The sequence below is a fragment of the Paenibacillus sp. KN14-4R genome, assembly GCF_052180255.1.
Classification (GTDB): domain Bacteria; phylum Bacillota; class Bacilli; order Paenibacillales; family NBRC-103111; genus Paenibacillus_AM.
The window spans coordinates 520,664-545,433 of the sequence record NZ_CP197466.1; the positions used below are offsets into that span (position 1 = coordinate 520,664).

Annotated in this window: 26 protein-coding genes and 1 pseudogene; 15 read left to right on the plus strand and 12 right to left on the minus strand. The window is 42.7% G+C overall.

The features are described 5' to 3' along the window. Positions 1-89 precede the first annotated feature (89 nt). The 9 genes from ACSBOP_RS02570 to ACSBOP_RS02610 all read left to right on the plus strand — a co-directional run bounded on the left by ACSBOP_RS02570 (position 90) and on the right by ACSBOP_RS02610 (position 7,467). Positions 90-875, plus strand: coding sequence for a sugar phosphate isomerase/epimerase family protein (locus ACSBOP_RS02570; protein ID WP_442602934.1), 786 nt, complete (start codon positions 90-92; stop codon positions 873-875). Then, positions 868-1,953, plus strand: coding sequence for a Gfo/Idh/MocA family protein (locus ACSBOP_RS02575; RefSeq protein ID WP_442602935.1), 1,086 nt, complete (start codon positions 868-870; stop codon positions 1,951-1,953). Before ACSBOP_RS02570 ends, ACSBOP_RS02575 begins: the two co-directional genes overlap by 8 nt. 14 nt (positions 1,954-1,967) lie before the next feature. Further along, complete coding sequence (locus ACSBOP_RS02580) at positions 1,968-2,936, plus strand: sugar phosphate isomerase/epimerase family protein (RefSeq protein ID WP_442602936.1); 969 nt, start codon at positions 1,968-1,970, stop codon at positions 2,934-2,936. A gap of 170 nt (positions 2,937-3,106) precedes the next feature. After that, positions 3,107-3,538, plus strand: coding sequence for an NfeD family protein (locus ACSBOP_RS02585; RefSeq protein WP_442602937.1), 432 nt, complete (start codon positions 3,107-3,109; stop codon positions 3,536-3,538). Then, positions 3,539-4,471: an SPFH domain-containing protein gene (locus tag ACSBOP_RS02590; protein WP_442602938.1), complete on the plus strand. Its 933-nt coding sequence runs from the start codon at positions 3,539-3,541 to the stop codon at positions 4,469-4,471. It abuts the gene before it with no gap. Positions 4,472-4,642: 171 nt separating this feature from the next. Beyond that, positions 4,643-4,819 carry a hypothetical protein gene (locus ACSBOP_RS02595; RefSeq protein ID WP_442602939.1) on the plus strand — a complete coding sequence of 59 codons (177 nt, stop codon included), beginning with the start codon at positions 4,643-4,645 and terminating at the stop codon, positions 4,817-4,819. Between the two features lie 26 nt (positions 4,820-4,845). Beyond that, entirely contained in the window at positions 4,846-5,736 is an 891-nt protein-coding gene (liaF, locus tag ACSBOP_RS02600; RefSeq protein WP_442602940.1) for a cell wall-active antibiotics response protein LiaF, read from the plus strand. Between the two features lie 10 nt (positions 5,737-5,746). Beyond that, positions 5,747-6,805, plus strand: coding sequence for a sensor histidine kinase (locus tag ACSBOP_RS02605; protein ID WP_442602941.1), 1,059 nt, complete (start codon positions 5,747-5,749; stop codon positions 6,803-6,805). Continuing rightward, entirely contained in the window at positions 6,802-7,467 is a 666-nt protein-coding gene (locus ACSBOP_RS02610; RefSeq protein WP_442602942.1) for a response regulator, read from the plus strand. Before ACSBOP_RS02605 ends, ACSBOP_RS02610 begins: the two co-directional genes overlap by 4 nt. Before the next feature lie 321 nt (positions 7,468-7,788). Here ACSBOP_RS02610 and ACSBOP_RS02615 read toward each other — a convergent pair whose 3' ends face one another. The 9 genes from ACSBOP_RS02615 to ACSBOP_RS02655 all read right to left on the minus strand — a co-directional run bounded on the left by ACSBOP_RS02615 (position 7,789) and on the right by ACSBOP_RS02655 (position 15,262). Beyond that, on the minus strand, positions 7,789-8,136 hold the full coding sequence (locus ACSBOP_RS02615) for a DUF2304 domain-containing protein (RefSeq protein ID WP_442602943.1): 348 nt from the start codon (positions 8,134-8,136) through the stop codon (positions 7,789-7,791). Continuing rightward, positions 8,133-8,843: a glycosyltransferase family 2 protein gene (locus ACSBOP_RS02620; RefSeq protein WP_442602944.1), complete on the minus strand. Its 711-nt coding sequence runs from the start codon at positions 8,841-8,843 to the stop codon at positions 8,133-8,135. The genes ACSBOP_RS02615 and ACSBOP_RS02620 overlap by 4 nt, the downstream gene beginning before the upstream one ends. Before the next feature lie 10 nt (positions 8,844-8,853). Further along, on the minus strand, positions 8,854-10,065 hold the full coding sequence (locus ACSBOP_RS02625; protein WP_442602945.1) for an ArnT family glycosyltransferase: 1,212 nt from the start codon (positions 10,063-10,065) through the stop codon (positions 8,854-8,856). 32 nt (positions 10,066-10,097) lie between these two features. Then, a complete protein-coding gene (locus ACSBOP_RS02630; protein ID WP_442602946.1) occupies positions 10,098-10,859 on the minus strand; it encodes a YwmB family TATA-box binding protein in 762 nt (253 codons plus the stop codon). Positions 10,860-11,000: 141 nt separating this feature from the next. Further along, positions 11,001-11,540 carry a C40 family peptidase gene (locus ACSBOP_RS02635; protein ID WP_442602947.1) on the minus strand — a complete coding sequence of 180 codons (540 nt, stop codon included), beginning with the start codon at positions 11,538-11,540 and terminating at the stop codon, positions 11,001-11,003. A gap of 176 nt (positions 11,541-11,716) precedes the next feature. Beyond that, positions 11,717-13,090 (minus strand): sensor histidine kinase, encoded by a 1,374-nt coding sequence (locus ACSBOP_RS02640; RefSeq protein WP_442602948.1) that lies wholly within the window; start codon positions 13,088-13,090, stop codon positions 11,717-11,719. After that, positions 13,080-13,781: a response regulator transcription factor gene (locus ACSBOP_RS02645; RefSeq protein WP_442602949.1), complete on the minus strand. Its 702-nt coding sequence runs from the start codon at positions 13,779-13,781 to the stop codon at positions 13,080-13,082. Before ACSBOP_RS02645 ends, ACSBOP_RS02640 begins: the two co-directional genes overlap by 11 nt. A 136-nt stretch (positions 13,782-13,917) precedes the next feature. Further along, complete coding sequence (locus ACSBOP_RS02650) at positions 13,918-14,874, minus strand: aldolase catalytic domain-containing protein (protein ID WP_442602950.1); 957 nt, start codon at positions 14,872-14,874, stop codon at positions 13,918-13,920. A gap of 82 nt (positions 14,875-14,956) precedes the next feature. Continuing rightward, entirely contained in the window at positions 14,957-15,262 is a 306-nt protein-coding gene (locus tag ACSBOP_RS02655; RefSeq protein ID WP_442602951.1) for a hypothetical protein, read from the minus strand. A gap of 198 nt (positions 15,263-15,460) precedes the next feature. Between ACSBOP_RS02655 and ACSBOP_RS02660 the strand changes: the two genes are divergently transcribed. The 4 genes from ACSBOP_RS02660 to ACSBOP_RS02675 all read left to right on the plus strand — a co-directional run bounded on the left by ACSBOP_RS02660 (position 15,461) and on the right by ACSBOP_RS02675 (position 19,869). After that, positions 15,461-15,889 (plus strand): hypothetical protein, encoded by a 429-nt coding sequence (locus ACSBOP_RS02660; RefSeq protein ID WP_442602952.1) that lies wholly within the window; start codon positions 15,461-15,463, stop codon positions 15,887-15,889. A gap of 434 nt (positions 15,890-16,323) precedes the next feature. Beyond that, positions 16,324-18,138, plus strand: coding sequence for an ABC transporter ATP-binding protein (locus tag ACSBOP_RS02665; protein ID WP_442602953.1), 1,815 nt, complete (start codon positions 16,324-16,326; stop codon positions 18,136-18,138). Beyond that, complete coding sequence (locus tag ACSBOP_RS02670; RefSeq protein ID WP_442602954.1) at positions 18,116-18,793, plus strand: response regulator transcription factor; 678 nt, start codon at positions 18,116-18,118, stop codon at positions 18,791-18,793. The genes ACSBOP_RS02665 and ACSBOP_RS02670 overlap by 23 nt, the downstream gene beginning before the upstream one ends. Then, a complete protein-coding gene (locus ACSBOP_RS02675; RefSeq protein ID WP_442602955.1) occupies positions 18,790-19,869 on the plus strand; it encodes a HAMP domain-containing sensor histidine kinase in 1,080 nt (359 codons plus the stop codon). Before ACSBOP_RS02670 ends, ACSBOP_RS02675 begins: the two co-directional genes overlap by 4 nt. A gap of 66 nt (positions 19,870-19,935) precedes the next feature. On the opposite strand, the gene ACSBOP_RS02680 is transcribed toward ACSBOP_RS02675, so the two are convergent. Next, positions 19,936-20,616 (minus strand): DUF6483 family protein, encoded by a 681-nt coding sequence (locus tag ACSBOP_RS02680; RefSeq protein ID WP_442602956.1) that lies wholly within the window; start codon positions 20,614-20,616, stop codon positions 19,936-19,938. Positions 20,617-20,962: 346 nt separating this feature from the next. Between ACSBOP_RS02680 and ACSBOP_RS02685 the strand changes: the two genes are divergently transcribed. Then, positions 20,963-21,145: a hypothetical protein gene (locus ACSBOP_RS02685; RefSeq protein WP_442602957.1), complete on the plus strand. Its 183-nt coding sequence runs from the start codon at positions 20,963-20,965 to the stop codon at positions 21,143-21,145. Positions 21,146-21,961: 816 nt separating this feature from the next. Here the strand turns inward: ACSBOP_RS02685 and ACSBOP_RS02690 are convergent. Next, a pseudogene (locus tag ACSBOP_RS02690) lies at positions 21,962-22,465 on the minus strand (NAD(P)/FAD-dependent oxidoreductase); the annotation flags it as partial. A 310-nt stretch (positions 22,466-22,775) separates the two neighbouring features. Between ACSBOP_RS02690 and ACSBOP_RS02695 the strand changes: the two are divergent. After that, positions 22,776-23,060 (plus strand): hypothetical protein, encoded by a 285-nt coding sequence (locus tag ACSBOP_RS02695; protein WP_442602958.1) that lies wholly within the window; start codon positions 22,776-22,778, stop codon positions 23,058-23,060. A gap of 437 nt (positions 23,061-23,497) precedes the next feature. On the opposite strand, the gene ACSBOP_RS02700 is transcribed toward ACSBOP_RS02695, so the two are convergent. Further along, the gene (locus ACSBOP_RS02700; protein ID WP_442602959.1) at positions 23,498-24,760 is read right to left on the minus strand and encodes an NAD(P)/FAD-dependent oxidoreductase; all 1,263 of its coding nucleotides are present in this window, start codon (positions 24,758-24,760) and stop codon (positions 23,498-23,500) included. Between the last annotated feature and the right edge of the window lie 10 nt (positions 24,761-24,770).

Genomic DNA, 24,770 nt, shown 5'->3' on the forward strand with positions numbered 1-24,770 from the left:
TTTTTTACTATGATAATAATATGGATCATCATCATGAAATCACTATCAATTGACAATTAAACAGTTAGATTGAATAGGAGGAATGGAAGATGAGTGGGTATAAGATTGGGCTGCAATTGTACACGGTGCGTGATGCAGCGGAGCAAGATTTTGAAGGGACTTTACGTGAAGTTGCGAGACTTGGTTATCAAGGTGTGGAGTTCGCAGGTTATGGGGGATTAAGTGCCGATCAGTTAAAGACGCTGCTCGATGAACTGAAACTTGAAGTCGTAGGGACACATGTGAGTTATGAGCGCATGTTGGAGGAGCTTGATGACGAGATTGCTTATAACCAAACACTTGGCAACCGCTATTTAATTGTTCCTTATATGGTAGGGGAAAAGCGTTCAGATGCGGATGCTTGGAAAATAATTTATACCAATCTTCAAGAGATCGGTGCAAAATGCGCGGAGCAAGGTATGGTACTTTGCTACCACAATCATGATTTTGAATTGTTAGCGGATGTAGATGGGGCGCTTGCATTGGATGCAATGTTCGCGGCTGTGCCGGCATCTGACTTACAAGTTGAACTGGACACATGTTGGGTTTATGTAGCGGGTCAAGACCCTGTTGCTTATATGAAAAAATATGAGGGAAGACTCCCTCTCGTTCATTTTAAAGATATGAGAAGGTTGGAAAATGGGGACGTTCAGACTGTCGAACTTGGACTAGGCGAAGTGCCGCTTCAACCTATTGCAAATACAGCAGAGCAGATTGGTGTCAAGTGGCTCGTCGTCGAGCAGGATGAGTGTCAGAAGCCGTCGCTAGAAAGTATCGCGAACAGTATGCAGTGGATTCGTGAGCATTTGAATATAGGGGGACAAGGAAATGAGTAATCGTATTGTGCGTGTAGGGATTATTGGTTGTGGAGGAATTGGGGTAGGTAAGCATTTGCCAAGTCTGGCTAAATTGAAGCAAGTTGAGATCGTGGCGTTCTGCGATATTGTAGAGGAGCGGGCAGTAAAGGCGGCTGAACAATATGGTACATCGGATGCGAAAGTGTACACGCAGTATGAACAATTGCTGCAAGACACGAGCATTGAAGTGATTCATGTCTGTACCCCTAACGATTCTCACTGTGAAATCTCAGTTGCTTCGATGGAAGCGGGTAAGCATGTCATGTGTGAGAAGCCAATGGCGAAGACAGCGGCACAAGCAAGAGAAATGCTGGATGCATCGCGTCGAACAGGCAAGAAATTGACGATCGGGTACCAGAACCGTTTCCGCCCAGACAGCCAATACTTAAAGCAAGTGTGCAGCGATGGGGATCTTGGAGATATTTATTTTGCCAAAGCGTTAGCGGTTCGCCGTCGTGCTGTTCCGACTTGGGGTGTATTCTTGGACGAAGAGAAGCAAGGTGGGGGACCACTGATTGATATCGGCACACATGCCCTCGATTTAACACTTTGGATGATGGATAACTATAAGCCGAAGATGGTCGTAGGTTCGGTGTATCATAAATTAGGCCAGCGTGAAAATGCTGCGAATGCGTGGGGACCCTGGGACCCCAAAGAATTCCGTGTAGAAGATTCCGCATTCGGTTACATCACCATGGAAAATGGAGCAACGATTGTGCTAGAGTCCAGTTGGGCACTGAACACGCTGCAAGTTGGTGAAGCGAAGACCGTGCTGTGTGGGACAGAAGGCGGCGCGGATATGGAAAAGGGACTTCGTATCAATGGTGAGAAACACAGCAGAATGTTTGTGAATGAAATTGATCTCGCAGGCGGAGGCGTGGCCTTCTATGATGGCAATGTGGAGAAGGATCAAGACGTGGAAGCGCGTCAGTGGATTGAATGCATTATCAATGACACCGAGCCAGTTGTAGATCCCGCACAAGCGCTTGTTGTGACAGAGATTTTAGAAGCTATATATGAATCCGCTAAGAGCGGCAAACCAGTCTATTTTAATTAAGGAGGTGCAATTCCATGAAATTAGGCGTATTCTCAGTCCTATTGGGCAATCGACCATTAGAAGAAGCACTCGACTATATTGCGGCACAGGGGCTGACAGCAGTTGAGATTGGAACGGGAAATTATCCGGGAAATGCACACTGCAATCCAGATATTTTGCTAAACGACGAGCAAGCTTTGAAGCAGTTCAAGCATGCCATCGAATCACGCGGTTTGATGATCAGCGCACTAAGCTGCCACGGCAACCCTCTTCATCCGCAAAAAGACATCGCACAAGCGTTTCACGATACGTATGTGAAAACAGTTGATTTAGCAGAGCGTTTAGGCGTTGAAGTTGTGAATGCATTCTCAGGCTGCCCGGGTGATCACGAAGGAGCTAAGTATCCGAACTGGCCGGTGTCACCGTGGCCGAATGATTATCAAGACATTCTGAAGTGGCAGTGGGAAGAGAAGGTCATCCCATACTGGACCGAGTGGGGGAAATATGCAGCAGATCGTCATGTCAAAATCGGATTGGAGCTGCATGGCGGTTTCTCCGTGCATAGCCCAGGTACACTCCTTCGCTTACGTGAAGCTGCGGGTGAAGTGATCGGAGCGAACCTTGATCCAAGCCACATGTGGTGGCAGGGTATCGATCCTGTTCAGGCGATCCACATTCTCGGTAAAGAAGGCGCGATTCACCACTTCCATGCCAAGGACACATCCATTGATCCGGTTAACATTCATAAACACGGGATCACGGACATGCAATCCTATGCCTTAACTCAAGAACGTGCTTGGCAGTTCCGTACGGTTGGCTTCGGTCACGATCTCAAAACATGGGCCGATATGATGAGCGCCCTGCGTCTTGTGGGTTATGATTATGTTGTCAGCATCGAGCACGAAGATGGTCTCATGTCCATCAACGAAGGCTTCACTAAAGCCGTTCATAACCTCCAACAAGTTCTCATCGAGGAACCAGTTGGCGGTATGTGGTGGGTCTAATCGGGTAGTAATCATATTAATCGTGTAGTCATGAAAAAGCCAACCAGCTTACCCTGGTTGGTCTTTTTGCACTCTAACACTATTTTCCATGGTTATTTTATCTTTTAATGACACTTTTACCCTACAAACACGTATAATTAGGATAGACAACCCGAATAGGTGGTGAGAACATGGATGTATGGGTAATATGGGCAATCATTGGCGTGGTTCTGATCATTGCAGAGATGATGACACTAACCTTTTACTTGCTTTGGTTAGGGATAGGTGCTTTAGCTGCTGGACTAACTTCTATACTGCTCCCGGATTCGGTGGTGATTCAAGTATTAGTCGGCGCTATAGTCGCGATATTGCTGACGATCTTTACTAAACCATTAACTCGCAAAGTAAGGCATTCCAAAGGCTTTAAAGATGCCGCAGACGACATCATTGGCAAGCAGGGTGAAGTTATCCAGACGATTGAAGTCGGCACACTTGGCATTGTTAAGGTTGGGGGCGAGATGTGGAGCGCGACTGCTGCGGAAAATATTGAGCAAGGTGAGAAAGTAATTGTTGTAAGTAAAGGTAGCACTTTAATTGAGGTAACGAAAATGGGAGGTATTTAAATGACGTGGATTCTAATTGGTATCATTGTTGCGTTTGTCATTGTATTTGCTGCACTAACAATCAAGATTGTTCCTCAGCAGCGTGTAGGTGTTGTGGAGCGATTGGGTAAGTACAACCGTTTGCTTAGCCCGGGACTTAATATTGTCATTCCTATTATCGATCAAGTGCGTAAATATCATGATCTACGTATTCAACAAGCGAATGTACCCCCACAAACTGTTATTACTAAAGATAACGTGCAAGTGCAAATCGATACGATTATTTTCTATCAAGTAGTCGGTCCAGAGCAAGCTACATACGGCATTTCAGATTATGTATACGGGGTGCGCAACATCTCGACAGCAACCATGCGTCAAATTATTGGTAAGCTGGAGCTGGATGAGACATTATCCGGCCGTGAGAAAATTTCAGTGGAAATTCGGGTAGCCCTAGATGAAGCAACGGAAAAATGGGGCGTACGTATCGAACGTGTTGAGGTTATTGACATCAAGCCACCTTCCGATATTCAAGAAGCAATGGATAAGCAGATGAAAGCAGAACGTAGTAAGCGTGCGATTGTTCTAGAAGCAGAGGCAGCGAAGCAGGATATGATTCTCCGTGCTGAGGGGGATAAGCAAAGTAAGATCCTTAAAGCTGAAGGGGATAAAGAGGCACGTATTCGTGAGGCAGAAGGTCTTGGTCAAGCGCAAGAGCTTGAAGCCATTGGTCAAGCTAAAGCGATTCGTGCTGTTGCTGAAGCGGAGCGTAATCGGATTGAGATGTTGAAAGAAGCGGGACTTGATGAGAATGTATTAACTTATAAATCATTCGAAGCGCTTCAAGAGCTGTCCAAAGGACCAGCGAATAAAGTGTTCATTCCAACGCGTGCAGTGGAAACACTAGGCTCGATCGGGGCCATTGGTGAGATGTTCAAGGCAACGAAAGATAAGTAATTGCTAGAAGTGGAAAGCGGCCCAATGAGGGTCGCTTTTTATTTTGTAAGGAAATAAAGTTCCATTATCGTGCTTGAGACCGACATGCAATTCAACCTTCGGTTGCTAGGAAGAGGGGAGGAGATTTTCTACAATTACATTAAATAAACGATTGAACATGGAGGTAAGGATATGAAATTACAAATGTTAGGTAAGAAGCTTTCATTTACTAAAAAAGGCTTTAAGCATGCAGATAAAATCAATAAGAATTACAGGGCTCGAAAATACATCGGTCTAGAGACTGAGATTGATTTCAATCTCGGGAAGCTAGGACTAGAGCAAATTTTTGTGTACAATAATTTTAAATAATGGATGGAACAGTGGAGGTTAAGGTCATGAACCTACGATTTTTTGAAAGAAGTCTAGTTGGACTTGTGCTCATAGGAATTGGAGTATTGTTCGTACTTCAGTTTACAGGTGTGATCGAAGTGAATTTGAGCATCGGGTACATCATCAGAACGTATTGGCCGGTTATTCTGATTTATTCGGGGTTAAGAGGATTACTTGCACAGCGGAATTATGGCTTTGGAGCAAGTATTGGGAATATCGTGCTCCTAGGTATCGGTTTCATATTTCTATCAAGAAATTTAGATTGGATGTACTTCAGTTTTGGAGATATGTTTCGTTATATGTTACCCGCGATCTTAATTATTCTCGGCATTAAATTGTTATTCTCACATAATAAGAAAGATAATTCCAAGTATGACAAGTACGATATGAATGATAGTAAGTATGATTACAATGACGATGATTACAGCTCCAATACGGGTCAATACTCCTCGAAATATGATCCTAAGTCAGATCCTAAGCCAGATTACCATTATGTGAATACGTATTCTACATCGAAAGCGGAGAACCGCAGTACGTTTATCGGAGATGTACACATGGGTAACGATTATTGGGAACTGCGTCCAATGAATATTTCCCATTTTATCGGAGACACAACGATTGACTTAACGAAAGCAAGTATTCCTTATGGCGAGACGAAGCTGAATATTTCAGCTTTTATCGGGGATGTGAAGATTTTCGTTCCAAGAGATATGGACGTTGAAGTAAAAGTGACAGTGAATACGTTTATCGGGGATATGCGAGTATTCGAAAGACGTGAAGACGGGTTTATGCGCACGATGAACATGGAAACGCCATTTTACAGTGATGCCCCTCGTAAGCTGCGCATAAATGTGAGTATGTTTATTGGCGATGTTCGTGTTAAGAAGATTGGATAAGGTGAGTCGGATGCTGAAATTTCGGGGAATGAATATCAAGTGGCGGATCATGTCGAGTTTTTTTATTCTAAGTTTATTAGTCATTGCTGCAAGCTTTATCGCGGTGTACGGCTTATTCCCTAATTACAGTATGACGATGGAAATGAAGGCAAGCTGGGTCACGATCATCATTCTTCTCGGGCAAATTGCAGGCTATTTGGAAGGCAGATATGTACAGCGTAAGATGGATGCTTTGTACTTAGCCATGCTAGAGCTTTCCAAAGGTAATTTTAAGATGAGGATGAAGGAAGAGTCGGAGGATTCTTTTCAATATATCTACAATGCATTCGATCATCTGGCTGTCAGCTTTCAAGAGCAGGCAGCTTTGCTTCAGAAGATGGGGATGCAGGATATGATTGAGAAACAGCAAATTATTGAGGAGGCCGTGCTTGAAGAGCGCAGACGTCTTGCTCGTGACCTGCACGATACGGTCAGTCAAGAGTTGTTCGCGATTCACATGTCCGCCTCTTCTTTGCCGAAAATAATCGAGCTCAATCCGCAGGCGGTTTCGAGTGTCATGGATCAATTGATTGAAATGTCCAATCATGCCCAAAAGCAAATGCGAGGGCTCATTACGCAGCTTAGACCAATTGAACTAGACGGAAACTCTTTGGATGAAGCGCTAGAGAAGTGGTTTCCTGATTATTGCCGTGCGAATGGGTTGCAGGGGGAGATGGACATCGTTCTCCAAGAAGAGATTTGTACGGAAGCAATTGAACATCAACTGTTCCTCATTATTCAAGAGACGATGGCGAATGTCGTCAAACATGCGGCGGCCTCACACGTCACACTCAGTCTTCATGAGTTCGAGTATCAATACGTCTTGCAGCTAACGGATGATGGCATTGGCTTTGACCGCAGCACGATTGCCAATACATCACATGGTCTAAGCACGATACGTGAGCGAGCACAAAAGCTAGGTGGGGATGCACAAGTGATAAGCAAGCTTGAATCAGGGACAAGAGTAAAGGTGCAGATCCCGAAGTTCACAGACTCACCAGAAACAAATGAAGAGGAGAATGAACAATGAGTGCAGGGATTCGTGTCATGCTTGTTGATGATCACCAGATGGTGAGAGTCGGCTTAAAAACATATATTATGCTTGATCCGAGGTTTACCGTCATCGCTGAAGCATCGAATGGGCAAGATGCATTGAACCAATTGGCAGCGATGGATGCAGATGCACGGCCTCATGTCATATTGATGGATTTGTCGATGCCAGTGATGGATGGAATTGCAACAACACAAGAAGTGAGCGCACAATTTCCTGATTCCAGAATCATTATGCTGACGTCATTCCTCGAAGAAGATAAGGTCGTGAAGGCAGTTGAAGCAGGTGCACTCAGTTATGTGCTCAAGACGGTTTCTTCCGATGAATTGATTCGTGTGATCGAGAATGCGGCGCAAGGCATCCCGACGATGAATTCCGAGATTTCACTGGCGCTGACAAGAGGACTTCGACAACGGACAACGCAGCAGGATGATGCGGAAGGCTTGACACTGCGTGAGAAAGAAGTCCTGACGCTTATTGCCGATGGGAAGACGAATAAAGATATTGCGGAAGCCCTTTTTATTAGTATCAAAACAGTAAAAACCCATGTGAGCAACCTGCTCATGAAATGCAATCTGGACGATCGTACACAACTTGCGATTTATGCGCATCGCAAAGGATGGGTGGATGTCCAGAACTAATGTGGTAACGTTTTCCAATTTTTAACGCAAAAAATATGCGGTGTCTACTAAGCTAATTTTCGGTGCGGAAATAAGTCGAATGATGTAACTTTATAGATAGTTAACGAACCTTTCAGTCGACAAGCTTGTAGGAGGACACGGTAATTGATAAGACACGTATGGGGTTATATAGGGATCTTTGTGATCTGTGTACTTTTTTTTGTGTTCATTCTTCTAAGCATGGAACCGCCCTCGAAATCCCAGCCCTGTAAGACGAAAATTGAAACATCCAGGAGCGGGAATTGAATAGTGAAAAACCTGACTTCATCAGAGTCAGGTTTTTTAATTTGGATTGTCGCCTTCATCACGTTTATTTTTGAGTAAAGCAACTTCCTGAATGAGTCGGGTCATTTTACGATGCATTCTAGAGATGACGGTTGTGAGATGAAGGATAATAATAAGTGCGAATATGTACCCGAGGAAAAAGAGAAGAGAAGGCGCATACACAACATGAAGCATTCTTGCGATCCGCTCCAGTAATTTCGGAAATAGGGACAGTACAAGCATGATGATACCCACAATAAACCAGAGGATCGAGTAACGTTCCTCCAGTTTTTTTCGCCGTATCAGCTCAATGACGATAATTAAGAATAGAAGACAAAAGGTAATGGATACACGAAAAATAATCATACCTTTACTCTCCTTCGAGTTCGCAGCAATGTCATGAATACAGCAAGTGAGACTTTAATCATATAGTACACCGATTTAAGCGGTGTAATGGAAGACATGCCGGTCTCTCTATTGTGCATGAGGACAGAGGTTTCTTTCACGTTGTAGCCCAATCGCTCCAAGAGCACGATGGCTTCGACTTCGGGATAATCATCGGGGTAGTAATTCGCAAACACCTCGATGACGTTACGATTTGCTGCGCGAAATCCAGAAGTCGGGTCTGTAAAACGTTTATTGGTGCTAAAGGAAATAAGCCAAGAGAAAAATAAGATACCGATTCGGCGCGAAAAACTGGAGCGGTACTCCGTCTTCTCGACAAATCGGGAACCAATCATACAATCGGCATCCCCGGATTTAATCCCTTGTAATAAAGGCTCTAAATATTCAGGATCATGCTGTCCATCCGCATCCATCTGTACGGCAATATCATAGCCGTGACGTAAAGCATACATATAACCGGTCTGCATGGCTCCACCGATTCCGACATTCACTGGCATCGTAATGACATGAGCAAGTTTCGTGGCTTCTGCAATCTCGACTGTACGATCACGAGATCCGTCATTAATAACGACGATATCTACTTCGGGATGCAAACGTTTAATGGCGTGAATAACCGAATGAATCGATCCTTCTTCGTTATAGGCAGGAATAATGATGAGTGTGGACATAGTGACCTCCTTACCTTTTGGCAAAATACACGAGATTGCGGATACAAAGCTGCGCAAAATAGGCACAAATGATCATAAGAAACGGCATCATGCCGATGGTATAACGTGCTTCAGGAATGAAGAGTAATTGTACGGCGAGAAACAGCAGGAAATTGATAAATAAGAACCTTACACCACGAATCCAGAACGATCCAAGAAACCCGAGGGCAAAGCCGAAGTAAACAAGCCCATAATGTAAGCCCCTAAGGAACTTTGCGTACCAATAAGGAACAAATAACGGGTAGGGTCCTAAATATAAGGTTTTGATAAACATATTGCTTGTTTTTCCAATGGTAAACCACTTGATCCATAACCATGGATCGGTTCTTAAGCCTTCTTTTACACGACGAATACCTTCTGCCATCTCATCCTCTCTTGCAATTTCTTTCCATGGAATCGTACCTCTCAGATAAGGATCTGTACCACCTAAGAATGGATTAGCAGATCCGCCCTTGGAGATGAGAATGAGCTCATGGAAAGTTACGAGATTTCGAATCCACCAAGGGAGCATGACGAGGGCAAATGCGCTTAATCCCCATACAATTTGTTTGATGAACAGTCTATGCTCTCGAATCATCAAGAAGATATACGGTGTTGCAGCAACGATAATTGCATTCGGGCGAATGAGAACGGTAATTCCGAGTAAAATTCCACCCCAGATATGATCTTTAAACCGATTGTGCTGCATGATTCGTACTTGAAAATAAATAAGACCCATAAAACTAGTCAGGAAGATCGTTTCGGTTAAGATAAGTGAGGTCATCCAGACATAAGTCCCGTATACAGCGGCGAAGGAAGCAGCAATTAATCCTGTTGCGCGATTGAACAATCGCAAGCCGATTAAGTAAATGAGCCATATGTAGAGGAGCGAAATGAACGCTTGAAGATAACGGAATGCCATGTGTGTTTCTTGAATGTCTGAATAGCCGAATATAGAGAAAACCCCGACAAGGAATATCGGAAATCCCGGGGTAACAAGTGTATTGGATTCTTCGCGAATATAGCCGTATATGCCTTTTTCAATGATTTGAATGGCCATATTTGTATAATTTTTTTGATCCCAATTGACCGGTTCAAATTTAGTATTGGCTATGTAGTGCAGTCGGAGACAAAGCCCGATTAGGAGGATGATGAGAATAAAATATTTCCCAAAATCATGAGATATAGATTTGGCGGCTGACATGTTGTGAATCTCCTATCTATACTTGAAGTACTTTAAAATTCCCCTGTAATCATCGGCGTCCCGAGTGTGATAGACCATTTGTCCGTTTCCGAATTTAGATGCATCGAGACTTGTAGTTTTACGGTATGTCCACCGCTTGAGACTGCATCATTCAGGAGCTTCGTATCGTAAGAGACGACAATAGTGCGATCCTCGGCATAGCGTTCAACTTCTGTGGCTTGGAACTGATTATTCACCTGTTCAAGTAATGCGGATGCAGATGTCGGATCTTGAATTTGAAGCCCTTTTACAAGGAAGTTCCACTTGGCTGCCAGGTTATGGCTATGCATCGAAAGTTCGGATTGCTTGGTCCAATCCAATAATGTTTGTATCCCTTCAGCATGCGCCGCTGTACCTTTGACCAGTAGATAGGTGCTGTTATCGGATAATCCGACAAGTTTAAGTGTAACTTCCATTTGATCATCGTATTTCTGGGAGCATGTATATGTAGGATGCCCTTCTTCTTCGGTTAACATGCCTGCCGGGAGTTTAAATTGTTCACAAATGATTGCGCCTTGATCTTTTAAATCAGATAAATCCGTATAAGGTGTATAGGTAGTGCTGATTTTAGCGATAACATTCGGGTTTATCGTGCTTTGCTTCAAAAGTGGTCTCGATTGATCGAGCAAGATTGCGAAATCTTGGGTCGGAGTAGAGGGAAGGGGTTGTGCAGTAGTGACAATGACTTGTTGCTTACTCCATATGACGAGTAGCGTAATAATGAGGCAGCTAATGAATGAAAAGGATCTTTTCATAGGATGCAACTCCTTCTATGAATCTAGTAATCTCATACAAGTAGCATTGCCATAGAGAAGAGCATATATACCTTTATATTTAAAATCATTCTCAAAAAAAGAACCCATGCACATGGCATGAGTTCTATCAGACTATTAATATTAAAGCGCAATACGGCGCGCAGTTTGGTAGTTTTTATCCCAGTAGCCAGTTAGCTTGGAATACGTTACACCTTTAGAACCGGAAGCATTAAGCATGGTATTGTTACCTACGTAAATACCAACATGTCCAATATCATAAGGACGGCTAGGGATTTTGAAGAATACAAGATCGCCTTTACGTAAATCTTTACGTGCTACAAATGTACCTTGTTTAGCTTGATCACGTGCAGTACGGTTTAATTTAACCCCATAATTTTTAAATACATGCATCGTAAAAGAAGAACAGTCGAATGTTTTGGTTTGGTTGGTAGAAGCACCGAATTGGTAAGGTGTGCCTAAGTATTTCGCACCGTAAGCAATCATTTGATCGACTTTGGACTTGCTAGCTGTTACCGATTTATTCGTGCTCGTGGTTGCCGCTTGTGCATTTGCTGGCGTCATCGCGAACATTCCTGAAAAAGCGATTGTAAAGGTAATTGTTAATACTGTAATGCGTTTTGCCCATTTATTTGTAAAAGTAGGTGTCGTAGTTGTATTCATATGTTGTTACCTCCTTGGGTTGTCTGGTTGCTTGTCCGTTTGAACAACCCAAGTATAACAAATGAATTTACAGGGTATTTTTTACAAAAATGCATGCGTTATGGGCTTGGCGCGGGTTTGCGCCTTTTTATTAGAAAGCGATTAAAAACCGATTAAAATTAAAGATGCTTACAAAATCAATCTTTACGAGGGACGCGAATTGTCGCTGTTGTACCGACATCCACCTTGCTTGTAAAGCGGATTGTTCCTTCATGTAAAGTAACGATTTTCTCAGCAATAGCAAGGCCTAGGCCGACGCCTCCAGATTTACGATTACGTGCTTTGTCAGCTCGATAAAACCGATCGAACAAGCGGGGGATACTCTCCTCTGGAATACCGATTCCTTCATCAATGACTTCGATTTTGAGATGACGTTGTTCTTTTTCCACGACGAGCTGAATCGGTTTTTTACTGTATTTAATGGCATTATCCAGAAGGATGATAAGCAGTTGCTTGATTTTCTCTGGATCTCCGACCATCGTCAGTGGCGCATCCTGATCGTTAATAAAACGCGTCTGAATGCTGCGATTAAATGTATGTTGAATAGAGGAGGCAGTCGATTTAATTAAGGCTGTTAAGTCAAAAGGAACCCACTTATTTCGCTGCGCTTCATCCGTATCCATAATGGTAAGCAAGTTGCGTGTCATTTCTTTAAGTCGGATCGCCTCCGAATGAATGGCTTCAAGCGCTTCTTCACGAAGTTGTGGATCGTTAGCTGCCCAGCGACGGAGTAAGCTTGCGTAGCTTTCAATAATCGTCAGTGGCGTACGCAGCTCATGAGAAGCATCCGCAATAAATTGTTTTTGTTTCTCGAACGTTTCTTCCAGTCTGCCCATCATATCATTGAAAGTCATGCCAAGCTGAGAGATTTCGTTATGCTTCTCAGCAGGGTTAATTTCCAAACGGCGGAAAGTACCGCTTTTTTGAATGGCTTCCATCGTTTGCGCAAGCTTTTGAATTGGGTCAAAGATGATTTTGGCATAAAAATAACCACCCACAAGTGATACGATAATCGCACCGACTGATGCAAAGGCCAGAATGGAAATCAGCATGGCAATATATTTATCCAATGTTTCAAGCTGACGGCCAATTTCAAGAATCTCGGGTTCATTATTGATATCGAGAATCGGTACTTTAACGAACACAACAAAGCCCTTCCAAGGATTAAATCGGAGCGATGAGCTTGGATGAGTCAAGTTTGAATACTTGGCGGGTGTGCTCGTCAACGATTCTTCTGACCCCAGAACATGCTTAATATTTGAATTTTTATCAATAACACGAATCATTTCAGTGGGAAGCAGAAATTCTTTGATGAGAGTTGGATCTTTCCAGAACTCTGGCTTGTCCATAAGTCTTCTTTCGATCAGCGTCGCTGCTTTTTTTTGAAGTAACTCGATCTCTGAATTTGCACTCGCATTCACGAAGAAATAGAACACGAAGATGTTAAACAGAATCAGAATAATAATGAGCCAAAAAGAAAGAAGGATCGTGAGTTTTAATTTAAGACTCATTCCCGTCACTATCCTTTATGAGATAACCCACACCACGCAGGGTGTGAATGATTTTGGTAGGGAAACCTTTTTCTATTTTTTGACGCAAATAACGGATGTACACATCAACAATGTTCGTATCTCCAACAAAATCATAGCCCCACACATCGGAGATAATATCTTCACGCGTACGCACTTCACCCTTATGTTCCAATAAATAGTGCAAAAGCTCGAATTCTTTAGGCGTTAGCTCGATGGAATGTTCACCGCGTGTCACTTCACGACTACGTGGGTTCATTTGCAAATCATCCACAGATAAATATTGATCCGATTCTGCTGCTGTAATTTTCGTCGTAATGCGGAGTAAATTACGGATGCGTGCAAGTAATTCTTCAATGGCAAAAGGCTTTGTCACATAATCATTAGCACCTTGGTCAAGTCCAGATACGCGATCTGGCACTGCATCACGCGCAGTAAGTAAGATGACCGGCACAGTCGTATTTGTCTGTCTCACGCGGCGAAGCACTTCAAGTCCGCTAAGCTCTGGTAGCATGATGTCAAGTAGAATAAGGTCCCACTCCCCCCCTTGGGCAAGCTCTAGTCCTTTACGTCCGTCATCGGCATGTTCAACTTCATATCCTTCGTGTTGCAGCTCCAATTGGAGCACACGTGCAATTTTCGTCTCATCTTCAACAATTAATATTTTACTCAAGGTAAATAGCCCCCTTTGAACAACTTGGTGTAGTATTTGGGAAGTCGGATTAAACTATGTGGAAAAAAAGGCAAAAGCCTTACCCTTATTATACAGAAAATAAAGGTAAGGCTTAAATTTATCGCAAAATACAATATTAGGCTTTAGGAATTACGATTTCAGTTGAAGTCAATTTATCGTAGAAATCTACCAATTTGTTACGGTCTTCGGATGCAAGTTGAGCAATTGCTGATCGTGGATGCTCATCTAATACACCTGCGATCATGTAAGGAATGAGGTAGCCCCACTCAATTTTCTCGCGAAGTGCAATCATATGATGCTCAATAAGCTCAAGAACTGGTTTTACATCATAACGAGGGTTTTTCAAATATGAAAGAAGTAATTCTGTCGTACAGTTACCTGCCCCACGACCCATTCCATATACAGAAGAATCAAGGAATGTGACACCTTTGTCAGCACCCATAATCGTATTGGAGAAGGCAAGCTGCATGTTATTGTGCATATGGAGACCCAGCGTTTTCTCAGGAATTAAACGTTGGAACTTGGTTACCATGTAATCGACATCCTTGTGATCCATGGAACCGTAGGAATCCACAATATATACGAGGTCAACTGGGCTGTTGTTAATCGCAATGAACGCCTCATTCAGATCATTTTCCATGACATGTGAGAGCGCCATAATATTAAGGGAAGTCTCGTATCCCATGTTGTGGAATTTCTTTACAAGCTCAAGACCTTTATCGAGATCGTGATTATAGCAAGCAACGCGAATCAAATCCAGCATGGATTGTTCACGTGGTAAAATATCATTCTCATCAACACGACCGATATCCACTAGAGCAGATAGTTTCGTGTCAGTTTTTTGTGGGATAACTTCTCTTAGAAATCCTTCGTCTAGAAAACGCCAAGGTCCAGCGGGTGCGCCTTTTAAGAGTTTTGGTGAATTTTTATAACCAATCTCCATATACTCGACGCCAGCGGCGCTTAATCCTTTGTACATGTCTTGAACAAACTCGACACTAAAATCCCAATTATTAGTAAGTCCTCCGTCGCGGATCGTGCAATCTAGAATTTTGTGATCATATTGCTTCATGATTAATGCCCCTCTCCCGGGTAGTCCGGCGTTATTTTTTAGCAATCATTATCACATTTTGAGAGATGGCTTGTCAAACTATTTAGATAAAAGATAATTTGCCGATGATCGGCAGAGGACGCATCAAACCACCGATTGCATTTAAGATACCAATGATCGCAAGGAACACAAATCCAATATTAAGAACGGGCATAAGAGTCCATCCAATGACAGGGATTAATCCTAAAAATACGTTGCATGCGAGAAATGTTAAAAATAGCACGAGTCCTTGATTGCAGTGGTACATCGCATATCGGGAATGACGGGCTGTAAGTAAGGGAATGAAGAATAAAAGGTAGGCGCTGGCTGCAATTAATTTACCGCGTCTTGCATCTGGATTTCGATACATGGTAATTACACCTCGGTTTCCAAGCAGGATTTGTCCTTGATATAGAATTTATTTCGTCTAGCTCATAAATTCTAAGTATCACCTTAAGAAACGCATCCGTCTTTTAAGACGGTACAACCGTTTCTCCTTGTCTTCATCCTATGCGATTGCATGAAATGTATGAGTCTTGTGCAAGCTAGCAGAAGAAGATATCTGCATATGAAGGGAGAAATTATGATGAGCTCCGCTCCGATCTTTTTTCAATTTCAATCAGAGGCAGAAGCAAATCTTGCGTTAGGTACACTGGAGGAGTTGGGTTATCAGGCCGCGATAAGCAGCCAGACAGGTCAGCCTGTCGTGCATATTCACATCGATCGGCAAGATTTAACCTCTGCATTAGAAATTGCGCAATCCTTTGGTGGCAATCTAATGGAAGGTAACGTGGGGTCGGAAATTGATGTACTCGCAAATGCCTATAACATGTATATGTACAGTGACGTGTATGATGGCGTGCCAATCCCAGCGCATACCGTCAATGAGGATTGGCAGGATTCGTTCACATCATCTGTAGATGAGGGAGAGATAGAGGTCAACACCTTGTCAGCAGAAGAGGATTTAAACGGATTTGATGCAGGCATACATATTTGAAAATGGTGGATAGGAAAAGACGCTCAACACCTACGGTGAGAGCGTCTTTTCCTATATGAATTAATATTTTAGCACACGTTTTGCGTAAATATAAATAAATGGAATAATGACAACCCATTTAAAAGAGGTATCAATTTCATACATGCCGAGAAACCATTCTAGAAAAATACTAATAAATAGACTCCATATACCACCAATTAATATAAGAATGAATTCTCTTTTAGTTCTTTTTTTCATCATATCACCCATTTTAAAAAGCATTCAAAACCAATCATTTACAAATTTTACCACAAATTAATCTTTTTGAAAATCATTATTTACGAGGTGTTTATGCCATTGTTTCAGAAGGTCTTTCGTTCATATTCAGTTCATATTAGAGGGTTATGCTTCTTGTATAAAGAAATGATCTGGATAGGAGATAAGGAGAGATAGATATGAACAATGAAGTTGTAACAAGACAAGGTGAGGGGAACGATCCGAAACAAGCTTCGGCGGGATTGGGTCAGTTTTATCGGTTGATTAAGGAGACGAAGCCTTCCAGGCTGCTGCTGACGATCGCTTTAGCGATGAGTGTGATTTCCACATCCGTGGGGCTTATTATTCCACTTTTTACAAAAAACTTGGTGAATAGTTTTTCTCTAGCTTCTATGGATACGATGCAAATTGTGATGCTTGTTGCGACATTCATCGGGCAGGCGATTGCAGGTGGGGTATCGATTTATATTTTGAACCATATTGGGCAGGGAATTGTTGCAGGGCTTCGAGATCGGTTATGGAAAAAACTGCTCATTCTTCCCGTTCCGTATTACGATAATCACCGTACAGGTGAGACGATTAGCCGCATGACCAATGACACCGGTGTAGTGAAAACACTCATTACCGAACACCTTGCCAGCTTAGTGACAGGATTGATCTCCATTGTGGGTTCAACGTCCATTTTGCTCTACCTGGATTGGCAAATGACGTTAATTATGTTCCTAGCCGTACCTCTTGCTGCAGCTGTTCTCGTTCCACTTGGACGCAAGATGCACAAGATTTCGATTGGTATGCAGGATGAGACAGCAAGCTTTACAGCAACGATTAACCAAGTGCTATCTGAAGTACGTCTTGTTAAAGCCTCAAACGCAGAATCAAGAGAATACAAAAATGGTCAGAAAGGGATTAAGAGCTTACTTCGTTTTGGATTAAAAGAGGCGAAGGTGCAAGCTTTAATTTCACCGATTATCTCATTCGTTCTATTAGTATTACTTGTTGTTATTATCGGTTATGGTGGTGCTAGAGTATCGTCTGGTGTAATCACGGCAGGTGATTTAGTTGCCTTCATTCTGTACTTATTCCAAATCATCTTGCCAGTCACACAGTTGTCCACGTTCTTCACACAGCTGCAAAAGGCGATGGGAGCAACGGAGCGCATTATTACAACTCTCGACGCAGAGGAAGAAGATTTAACAACGGGACGCGAACTTCAAGTTGCTAATCAATCGATTACGGTGGAAAATCTCACATTTGCATATGATACAGGCGAGACGATTCTACAAGATTTGAACTTCACAGCGGATTCGGGTAAAGTGACAGCCATTGTCGGACCGAGTGGTGGAGGGAAGACGACGTTATTTTCAATATTAGAAAGATTTTATAAGCCGAGTAGTGGTACGATTAAGTTTGGAAACGAGCCAATTGACACGTATACGTTGCAGTCTTGGAGAAAGCAGATTGGGTATGTGTCACAAGAAAGTCCGCTTATTGCAGGGACAATTCGAGATAACATCTGCTACGGGATTGATAAAGAGGTAACTGAAGAGCAAATTCGACATGCGGCACAGATGGCGTATGCCAGCGACTTTATTGAAGAATTCCCGGATCAGTATGAAACAGAAGTGGGCGAACGTGGCGTAAAACTCTCTGGTGGTCAGCGTCAGCGCATCGGGATTGCACGGGCATTGCTTCGTGATCCGCAAATCCTGATGTTAGATGAAGCGACATCCAGTCTAGATACCAAATCGGAAATCGCTGTACAGAGTGCGTTGAACAATTTGATGGTAGGACGTACAACGTTCGTGATTGCGCACCGTCTATCCACCGTTGTGGATGCAGATCAGATTTTGTTTATTGAAAAAGGCCACATTACAGGTAAAGGTACACATGAGGAATTGTTTGATTCCCATGAACTATATCGCGAGTTCGCAACGGAACAGTTCCGTTTAGCTGAACAGGGGGAACTTGCCTATGACTCAATTGTTAATCGTTGATGATGACCCGCATATCCGTGAGCTGGTAAGGCTCTTCTTACAAGGGGAAGGGCTTGATATTAGCGAGGCATCAGATGGAGAAGAGGCCTTAAGGATGTTCGAATCAATGAAATTTGATATGGTCATTCTCGATATTATGATGCCGAATATGGATGGTTGGGAGCTGTGTCGTAGACTTAGAGAGTATTCCACAGCGTTGCCGCTGCTCATGCTGACAGCCAAGGGGGAGACAGCGCAGAAGGTGAAAGGGTTCAATCTAGGGACAGATGATTACCTTGTCAAGCCATTTGAGCCGCAGGAACTGGTTGTAAGAGTCAAAGCGCTGCTGAAACGCTACCGAATTGAGGTATCCCAGACGGTGCGCATTGGAGATTTAGAACTGAATCGGAAAACTTTTGAGATCAAGTCAGGGAATCACTCCCTGACCTTGCCGCTCAAAGAGTTCGAACTGCTGTTCAAGTTAGCAAGTAACCCAGGCAAAACTTTTTCCCGAGATCAATTGATCGAACAAATCTGGGGCTTTGATTACGAAGGTGACGATCGAACGGTGGATGTGCATATTAAAAGGCTCCGCGAACGGTTCCCGGAAGCGCAATCTAGCTTCGTCATTACGACGATTCGGGGACTGGGGTACCGATTGGAGGATCGTGGATGAAGAAGACAAAACTCTGGCGAGTTTTGAAAAGTATCGGAGGGTCCATTCTCATGCTAGGATTGCTGTCAGCCTGTTGGGTGGCAGCCTACTACGGTACGTCCTGGTTGTACGGTTTAATAGGAACACAGCCGAATGAGATTATCACGCAGCTCATCACAATGATCACGGGATTCTTTATTCTTGGTGGCATCATGATCACCATTTCACATTTTACCCGTTCGATGCATTTGGATCACTTCAAAGTGATGATTGATGCACTAAAACGGATGGCCAAAGGTGATTTTAGCGTGAAAATTAAGGTGGATGAACATAGGCACGAGCATCCGTTTCATGAATTAGCGCAGAGCATTAATGATATGGCGCTTGAACTGGGGCAGCTTGAGCAGATGAGGCAGGATTTTATCTCTAACGTGTCGCATGAAATTCAGTCGCCTTTGACTTCAATTAGTGGTTTTGCAAAGGTACTCCGCAGTGATCAATTGACGCCAGAGGAGCGAGATCATTACTTAACGATCATTGATAAAGAGAGTATGCGACTCGCAAAACTAAGTGAGAATTTATTGAAGTTGACGTCGCTGGAGTCGGAACATCATCCTTTTGAACAAAAAGAATATCGCTTGGACAAGCAGCTGCGCCATATTATCCTTGCGTGCGAGCCGCAGTGGGTAGAGAAATCGCTTGAGATGAACGTAGATCTTGAAGAAGTGGCTTTGCAAGCGGATGAAGATCAGATGAGTCAGGTGTGGATTAACCTTATTCATAATAGCATCAAGTTTACCCCCAATGGGGGAACGATTGGTATTAAACTTACCCAAAAAGGTGATGAGGTCGTGGTGCGAATCCGTGACACGGGTGTAGGCATTGCGACCGAGCATCATGCGTATATCTTTGATCGCTTTTACAAAACCGATAAATCTCGTAACCGAAGTCTAGGCGGCAGCGGGCTGGGATTGGCCATTGTAAAAAAGATCGTAGAACTGCATAGCGGCACCATTCAGGTGCAGAGCGATTTAGGTGCGGGAACGGTGTTTATTGTAAAGCTGCCCCGATCAGGGAAAGTTACGAATGAAAGATAAGACTGTCTATCGGTCCGAAAGGGGCTGTGGGGCGGTCTTATTTTTATGTAAGTCCAATGTCATGTGTTACTGCCATTTCTTCAGCGCAATGAGTGAAGCTTCAATTTCTGTGCGGGGCAGATTGCCTGCATCAAGTTGGTCATTATCCAGTGCAAGTAATCTCTCATAAAAAGAAAGACCATCCTCAACAAGAGTCGCAATTTGCATACCGCCAATGGATCGGTCATCTACAAGCATGGCAAAGAGAATATCCTCAGCTTGGGCATAGCGGCCTTGTTGTTCGTAGTGAGCCCATACTAATCTGCCAATCTCAATGGGTAAGACATAGGACCGCAGGTCGCTGATGATCGCATCGATTTCCTTTATTATTTCGGGTTCTGGCTCGTCGTTATTGGCACAAATGAGGTGAAGATGCAGGGCTTTGAGTAGGTTGTGGTGATGATCTTCTTGTTCTTTCTCTGCTTGCTTCGCACCACTAGATTGAGGGGCATTTGCAACTTGTAATAGTTTGGCTAAAGCCGTAAGTCTGTCTGTGTCTAGTACACCATGTTGGGTAAACATTTTCACAAGCTCATTAACTTGCAAGGAACGCAGTAGATTCAATGTTATGCCGTAATTTCGCTTAAGAAATTCATCGATCGTTTGCTGGGCTTGAATCGGTTTCTGCTCCTTCCGCAGTCCCATTACCTCTCCAACGACTTTTGTTAGTTGTTCAATTTGGCGCATTAGGTAATCACTTCGGAACATGGCAACACCTCCTATATATCTCATTATACTAATTATAAAAATAAAAGTTGCAATACTGCTAGTTTAACAGGGTTCCTTTTCGAGTAAGAGCAGCCTCTAAATCATATTCCGCTACAAATTCTCCGCCGCACTTTTCCCCGCCGTATACCCCGTCCATCAACTTCGAGCCCATTGGTGGAAATGAATTTATATAACAAAAATCGACATTATTTTACAATATTATATATTTATCTACAAAATAACCCTCTATTTTATTAATTTGTTTAACTATATGATTATAAACAGAATTTTAAAATAATTAATTCTGTTGGACAATTAGGAGATAGTAGGTAAGGAGAGTATTTATATGAATAATAAAGATACGAATGACGAATTAAAAAAGAAAGTGGCTGAACTTGAACAACAAATTAAAATAATACAGGAGGCTAGCAAGTCTAAGATTAGTTGGAAACATGTTATAGTGACGTTAATTATCTCAATTGCTTTAAGTAATATTTTCTTTATGATCCTAGTTAATTTGATAAGATGACACGTTGTATTACTTATAATGCCCACCAATTCGTAATGATCTTTCTCCAGCTTGCCACGCGGAAGTAAATGAAGATGCTTATAGAATAGCGATTTTTACAGCTTCATATATTGCGTTAGTGTTGTTTGACGGGTCAAGCAGTTTCATCTGTCTAGAGAAGCCTGTAGGACTTTAAAAGGGGCTACATATACAAATCGATATATTCCTGCACCAGAGTATCCAGGAACAAACATTGAAATGCAGGTAGGAGATATTTTATATTCACATAAAACTTTCGTATTATCTACTTGTTAAATGTTCTATAATGCCATTAGAAACAGAATTTTAAAAAGAAGATTGTAGTGGGTTTTATAGTTTTTTCAATAATTTCGCTCCAAATTAATGCAGGAATTGAGAGGAGTTATAAATGAGTAGGAAAAAAAAATTATAAATATTATTAAAATTATCTATGGTATTTTAGGAGTCCTTCTAATAATTCCGGAATTATTCATGATATACGGTTTATTTCAAACTATCCGCGAAGAACAAGTTATGGGTTTTTCGATCATGTGGGTATATGCAATGGGTTTCATCTTATTGTTCTTCTCAAGATCTGCTTGGAAGATAATGAGCTTAATAATCGTTTCCCTTCTAATTGGGTTATGGGCATTGTATGTTTTAAGTTCTGAGTTACCATCACGAGGATGGTAGTCGTCATTAAGAATCCGCCCAGCACGCAAGTCAATTAGTCCATCGAATCGCGCCTAGTGAACAATGTGTTATTCGTCAAAAAAAGCTGCTCTACAGTCACCATGAATGACCGTAGAGCAGCTTCTTTTATGAGGTGTACGCCGCACTCTTACCCGCCGTATACCCCGTCGTAAACGCCGCCGTAATGTTATATCCGCCGGTATATCCATGAATATCAAGAATTTCCCCACAGAAGTATAGCCCATCCATCACCTTGGAGCCCATCGTCTTCGGATCGATCTCCTTCAAATTCACACCGCCGCCTGTAACGAACGCCTCTTCAATCGATAACGTGCCATTTACGATAATCGGATATGCTTTGAGTAGATCGATCAGCGCGAGCCACTGTGTTTTCGGCAGATTGTGATATGTCAGGTCCTCCGCAAGCTCCGCACGCTGCAACAGAAGCGGGATCAGGCGGTCAGGAAGCAAGCCCTTCAGCACGTTCTTGATCGACTTCTTCGGTTCGTTAGCAAGCATCGCTGTTGCTTCTTGGTTCAGTTCCTCTTTATTGTGATTAGGGAATAGATCCACAGTGAGCGTAATATCCCGTACAGAGAACTGCTTACGCAGCTTGACGACGAATTGAGTCCATGCGTGAGTCCTAAGCTATTTTAATGCAACACTAGTGGGTGGAAATGAATTTATATAACAAAAATCGACATTATTTTACATTATTTTATATTTATCTACAAAATAACCCTCTGTTTTATTTATTTATCTAAATATATGATTATTAATATAATTAAATTCTGAATTTATAAATTATTTAATCGGTTTTTTAGAAAATTTATTAAGTTATTATTACTAATTGAGGTGTGAGGTGGATATTCCAAATCTAGTAAGAGAGAAGATTGTAGTAGGTTTTAGAGTCTATTTCAATAATTGAGAGGAGTTATAAATGAGCAAGAAACAGATATTTCTAGATATTGCTAAAGTTCTCTATTTTATTTTAGGACTCCTTCTGGCGCTTCCTGTTTTCTTATTGATTTACGGTTTATTTTCGACTACCCGCACAGAACAAGTTATGGGTTTTTCGATCATGTGGGTATATGCAACGGGTTTCATCTTGCTGTTTTTTTCAAAATCTGATTGGAGAGATAAAAGCTTAATAATCGTCTCCGTTCTAATTGGGATATGGGCAATTTATGTTTTAAGTTCTAAGTTACCATTAAGAGGATGGTAGTCATCCAATACCGGATGGCTTCTTGAATTCAAGCGACTACGTAGTAAGGAAGTAGAGAAGATTCGCTCCAAATTAATGCAGGAATTGAGAGGAGTTATAAATGAGTAAGAAGAAACAAATATTTCTAGATATTGTTAAATTCCTCTATGTTATTTTAGGATTCCGTCTGATACCTTCATTTTTTTTAATGATATTCGGTTTATTTAGCACTACCCGTGGAAACCAAGTAATGGGTTTTTCGATCATGTGGGTGTACGCAACGGGTTTCATTTTGTTGTTCTTTTATAGATCTGCTTGGAGAGATAAAAGCATAATAATCGTCTCCGTTCTAATTGGGTTATGGGCACTTTATGTTTTATGTTCTGAGGTACCATCACGAGGATGGTAATCAAAAAAAAGCTGCTCTACAGTCATGAATGACCGTAGAGCAGCTTCTTTTATGAGGTGCCCGCCGCACTTTTCCCCGCCGTATACCCCGTCGTAAACGCCGCCGTAATGTTATACCCGCCGGTATATCCATGAATATCAAGAATTTCCCCACAGAAGTATAGCCCATCCATCACCTTGGAGCCCATCGTCTTCGGATCGATCTCCTTCAAATTCACACCGCCGCCTGTAACGAACGCTTCTTCAATCGATAAGGTGCCATTTACGATAATCGGATATGCTTTGAGTAGATCGATCAGCGCGAGCCACTGTGTTTTCGGCAGATTGTGATATGTCAGGTCATCCGCAAGCTCCACGCGCTGCAACAGAAGCGGGATCAAGCGCTCAGGAAGCAAGCCCTTCAGCACGTTCTTGATCGATTTCTTCGGTTCATTTGAAAGCATCGTTGTTGCTTCTTGATTCAGTTCCTCTTTATTGTGATTAGGGAATAGATCCACAGTGAGCGTAATATCCCGCACCGAGAATTGCTTACGCAGCTTGACGACGAATTGAGAACAGCGAAGTACAGCAGGGCCCGAAATGCCAAAATGCGTGAACAGCATATCGCCTTCGTGCTGAATTGTTTTCTTTCCTTTTGGACTCCATACGGTTAACGTAATATCCCGCAGTGCCAACCCTTGCAGCTCTTTACTGTGCACCCAAGGTTCACTAGATGTAAGAGGAACTTCGGTCGGATACAAATCTGTAATCGTATGCCCCGCAGCCTCTGCCCAAGCATAGCCGTCACCAGTTGAACCTGTGTGCGGAACCGATTTACCTCCCGTAGCAATGACGACCGCACGAGCGTCTATTTTTTCACGAGAATGTAATTCGATGCCTTTAACCATGCCACCATTGTCATAGCGCACAGCCTTTACAGGGGAATTCGTGCGAATGTGCACACCAAGTGCACGAACTTTGGAAACGAGCGCGTCTACAACCGTCTTTGCTTTATCCGACACAGGGAACATGCGACCGCGATCTTCTTCTTTTAACGCAATACCCATCTCTTCAAAGAAATAGATAATATCTTGGTTCGAAAATGTATCTAAGGCGCTGTACAGAAACCGTCCATTGCCTGGTATATGTTTAATCAATTCATCTAAGTCCTTTGCGTTGGTCACATTGCATCTGCCGCCACCGGAAATGCCGAGCTTACGCCCAAGCTTGTCCCCTTTATCCACTAAGCAAACTTTTGCTCCATGCTCAGCTGCTGCGACACATGCCATCAGTCCAGAGGGACCACCGCCAATTACTATTACATCGTATGCCATAAAATCTCCT

What these genes read in the sequence shown, in the direction of transcription:
- ACSBOP_RS02570 (WP_442602934.1), top strand. Translation starts at nt 90, where the DNA reads ATGAGTGGGTATAAGATTGGGCTGCAATTGTACACGGTGCGTGATGCA.
- ACSBOP_RS02575 (WP_442602935.1), top strand. Translation starts at nt 868, where the DNA reads ATGAGTAATCGTATTGTGCGTGTAGGGATTATTGGTTGTGGAGGAATT.
- ACSBOP_RS02580 (WP_442602936.1), top strand. Translation starts at nt 1,968, where the DNA reads ATGAAATTAGGCGTATTCTCAGTCCTATTGGGCAATCGACCATTAGAA.
- ACSBOP_RS02585 (WP_442602937.1), top strand. Translation starts at nt 3,107, where the DNA reads ATGGATGTATGGGTAATATGGGCAATCATTGGCGTGGTTCTGATCATT.
- ACSBOP_RS02590 (WP_442602938.1), top strand. Translation starts at nt 3,539, where the DNA reads ATGACGTGGATTCTAATTGGTATCATTGTTGCGTTTGTCATTGTATTT.
- ACSBOP_RS02595 (WP_442602939.1), top strand. Translation starts at nt 4,643, where the DNA reads ATGAAATTACAAATGTTAGGTAAGAAGCTTTCATTTACTAAAAAAGGC.
- liaF (WP_442602940.1), top strand. Translation starts at nt 4,846, where the DNA reads ATGAACCTACGATTTTTTGAAAGAAGTCTAGTTGGACTTGTGCTCATA.
- ACSBOP_RS02605 (WP_442602941.1), top strand. Translation starts at nt 5,747, where the DNA reads ATGCTGAAATTTCGGGGAATGAATATCAAGTGGCGGATCATGTCGAGT.
- ACSBOP_RS02610 (WP_442602942.1), top strand. Translation starts at nt 6,802, where the DNA reads ATGAGTGCAGGGATTCGTGTCATGCTTGTTGATGATCACCAGATGGTG.
- ACSBOP_RS02615 (WP_442602943.1), bottom strand. Translation starts at nt 8,136, where the DNA reads ATGATTATTTTTCGTGTATCCATTACCTTTTGTCTTCTATTCTTAATT.
- ACSBOP_RS02620 (WP_442602944.1), bottom strand. Translation starts at nt 8,843, where the DNA reads ATGTCCACACTCATCATTATTCCTGCCTATAACGAAGAAGGATCGATT.
- ACSBOP_RS02625 (WP_442602945.1), bottom strand. Translation starts at nt 10,065, where the DNA reads ATGTCAGCCGCCAAATCTATATCTCATGATTTTGGGAAATATTTTATT.
- ACSBOP_RS02630 (WP_442602946.1), bottom strand. Translation starts at nt 10,859, where the DNA reads ATGAAAAGATCCTTTTCATTCATTAGCTGCCTCATTATTACGCTACTC.
- ACSBOP_RS02635 (WP_442602947.1), bottom strand. Translation starts at nt 11,540, where the DNA reads ATGAATACAACTACGACACCTACTTTTACAAATAAATGGGCAAAACGC.
- ACSBOP_RS02640 (WP_442602948.1), bottom strand. Translation starts at nt 13,090, where the DNA reads ATGAGTCTTAAATTAAAACTCACGATCCTTCTTTCTTTTTGGCTCATT.
- ACSBOP_RS02650 (WP_442602950.1), bottom strand. Translation starts at nt 14,874, where the DNA reads ATGAAGCAATATGATCACAAAATTCTAGATTGCACGATCCGCGACGGA.
- ACSBOP_RS02655 (WP_442602951.1), bottom strand. Translation starts at nt 15,262, where the DNA reads ATGTATCGAAATCCAGATGCAAGACGCGGTAAATTAATTGCAGCCAGC.
- ACSBOP_RS02660 (WP_442602952.1), top strand. Translation starts at nt 15,461, where the DNA reads ATGAAGGGAGAAATTATGATGAGCTCCGCTCCGATCTTTTTTCAATTT.
- ACSBOP_RS02665 (WP_442602953.1), top strand. Translation starts at nt 16,324, where the DNA reads ATGAACAATGAAGTTGTAACAAGACAAGGTGAGGGGAACGATCCGAAA.
- ACSBOP_RS02670 (WP_442602954.1), top strand. Translation starts at nt 18,116, where the DNA reads ATGACTCAATTGTTAATCGTTGATGATGACCCGCATATCCGTGAGCTG.
- ACSBOP_RS02675 (WP_442602955.1), top strand. Translation starts at nt 18,790, where the DNA reads ATGAAGAAGACAAAACTCTGGCGAGTTTTGAAAAGTATCGGAGGGTCC.
- ACSBOP_RS02680 (WP_442602956.1), bottom strand. Translation starts at nt 20,616, where the DNA reads ATGTTCCGAAGTGATTACCTAATGCGCCAAATTGAACAACTAACAAAA.
- ACSBOP_RS02685 (WP_442602957.1), top strand. Translation starts at nt 20,963, where the DNA reads ATGAATAATAAAGATACGAATGACGAATTAAAAAAGAAAGTGGCTGAA.
- ACSBOP_RS02695 (WP_442602958.1), top strand. Translation starts at nt 22,776, where the DNA reads ATGAGCAAGAAACAGATATTTCTAGATATTGCTAAAGTTCTCTATTTT.
- ACSBOP_RS02700 (WP_442602959.1), bottom strand. Translation starts at nt 24,760, where the DNA reads ATGGCATACGATGTAATAGTAATTGGCGGTGGTCCCTCTGGACTGATG.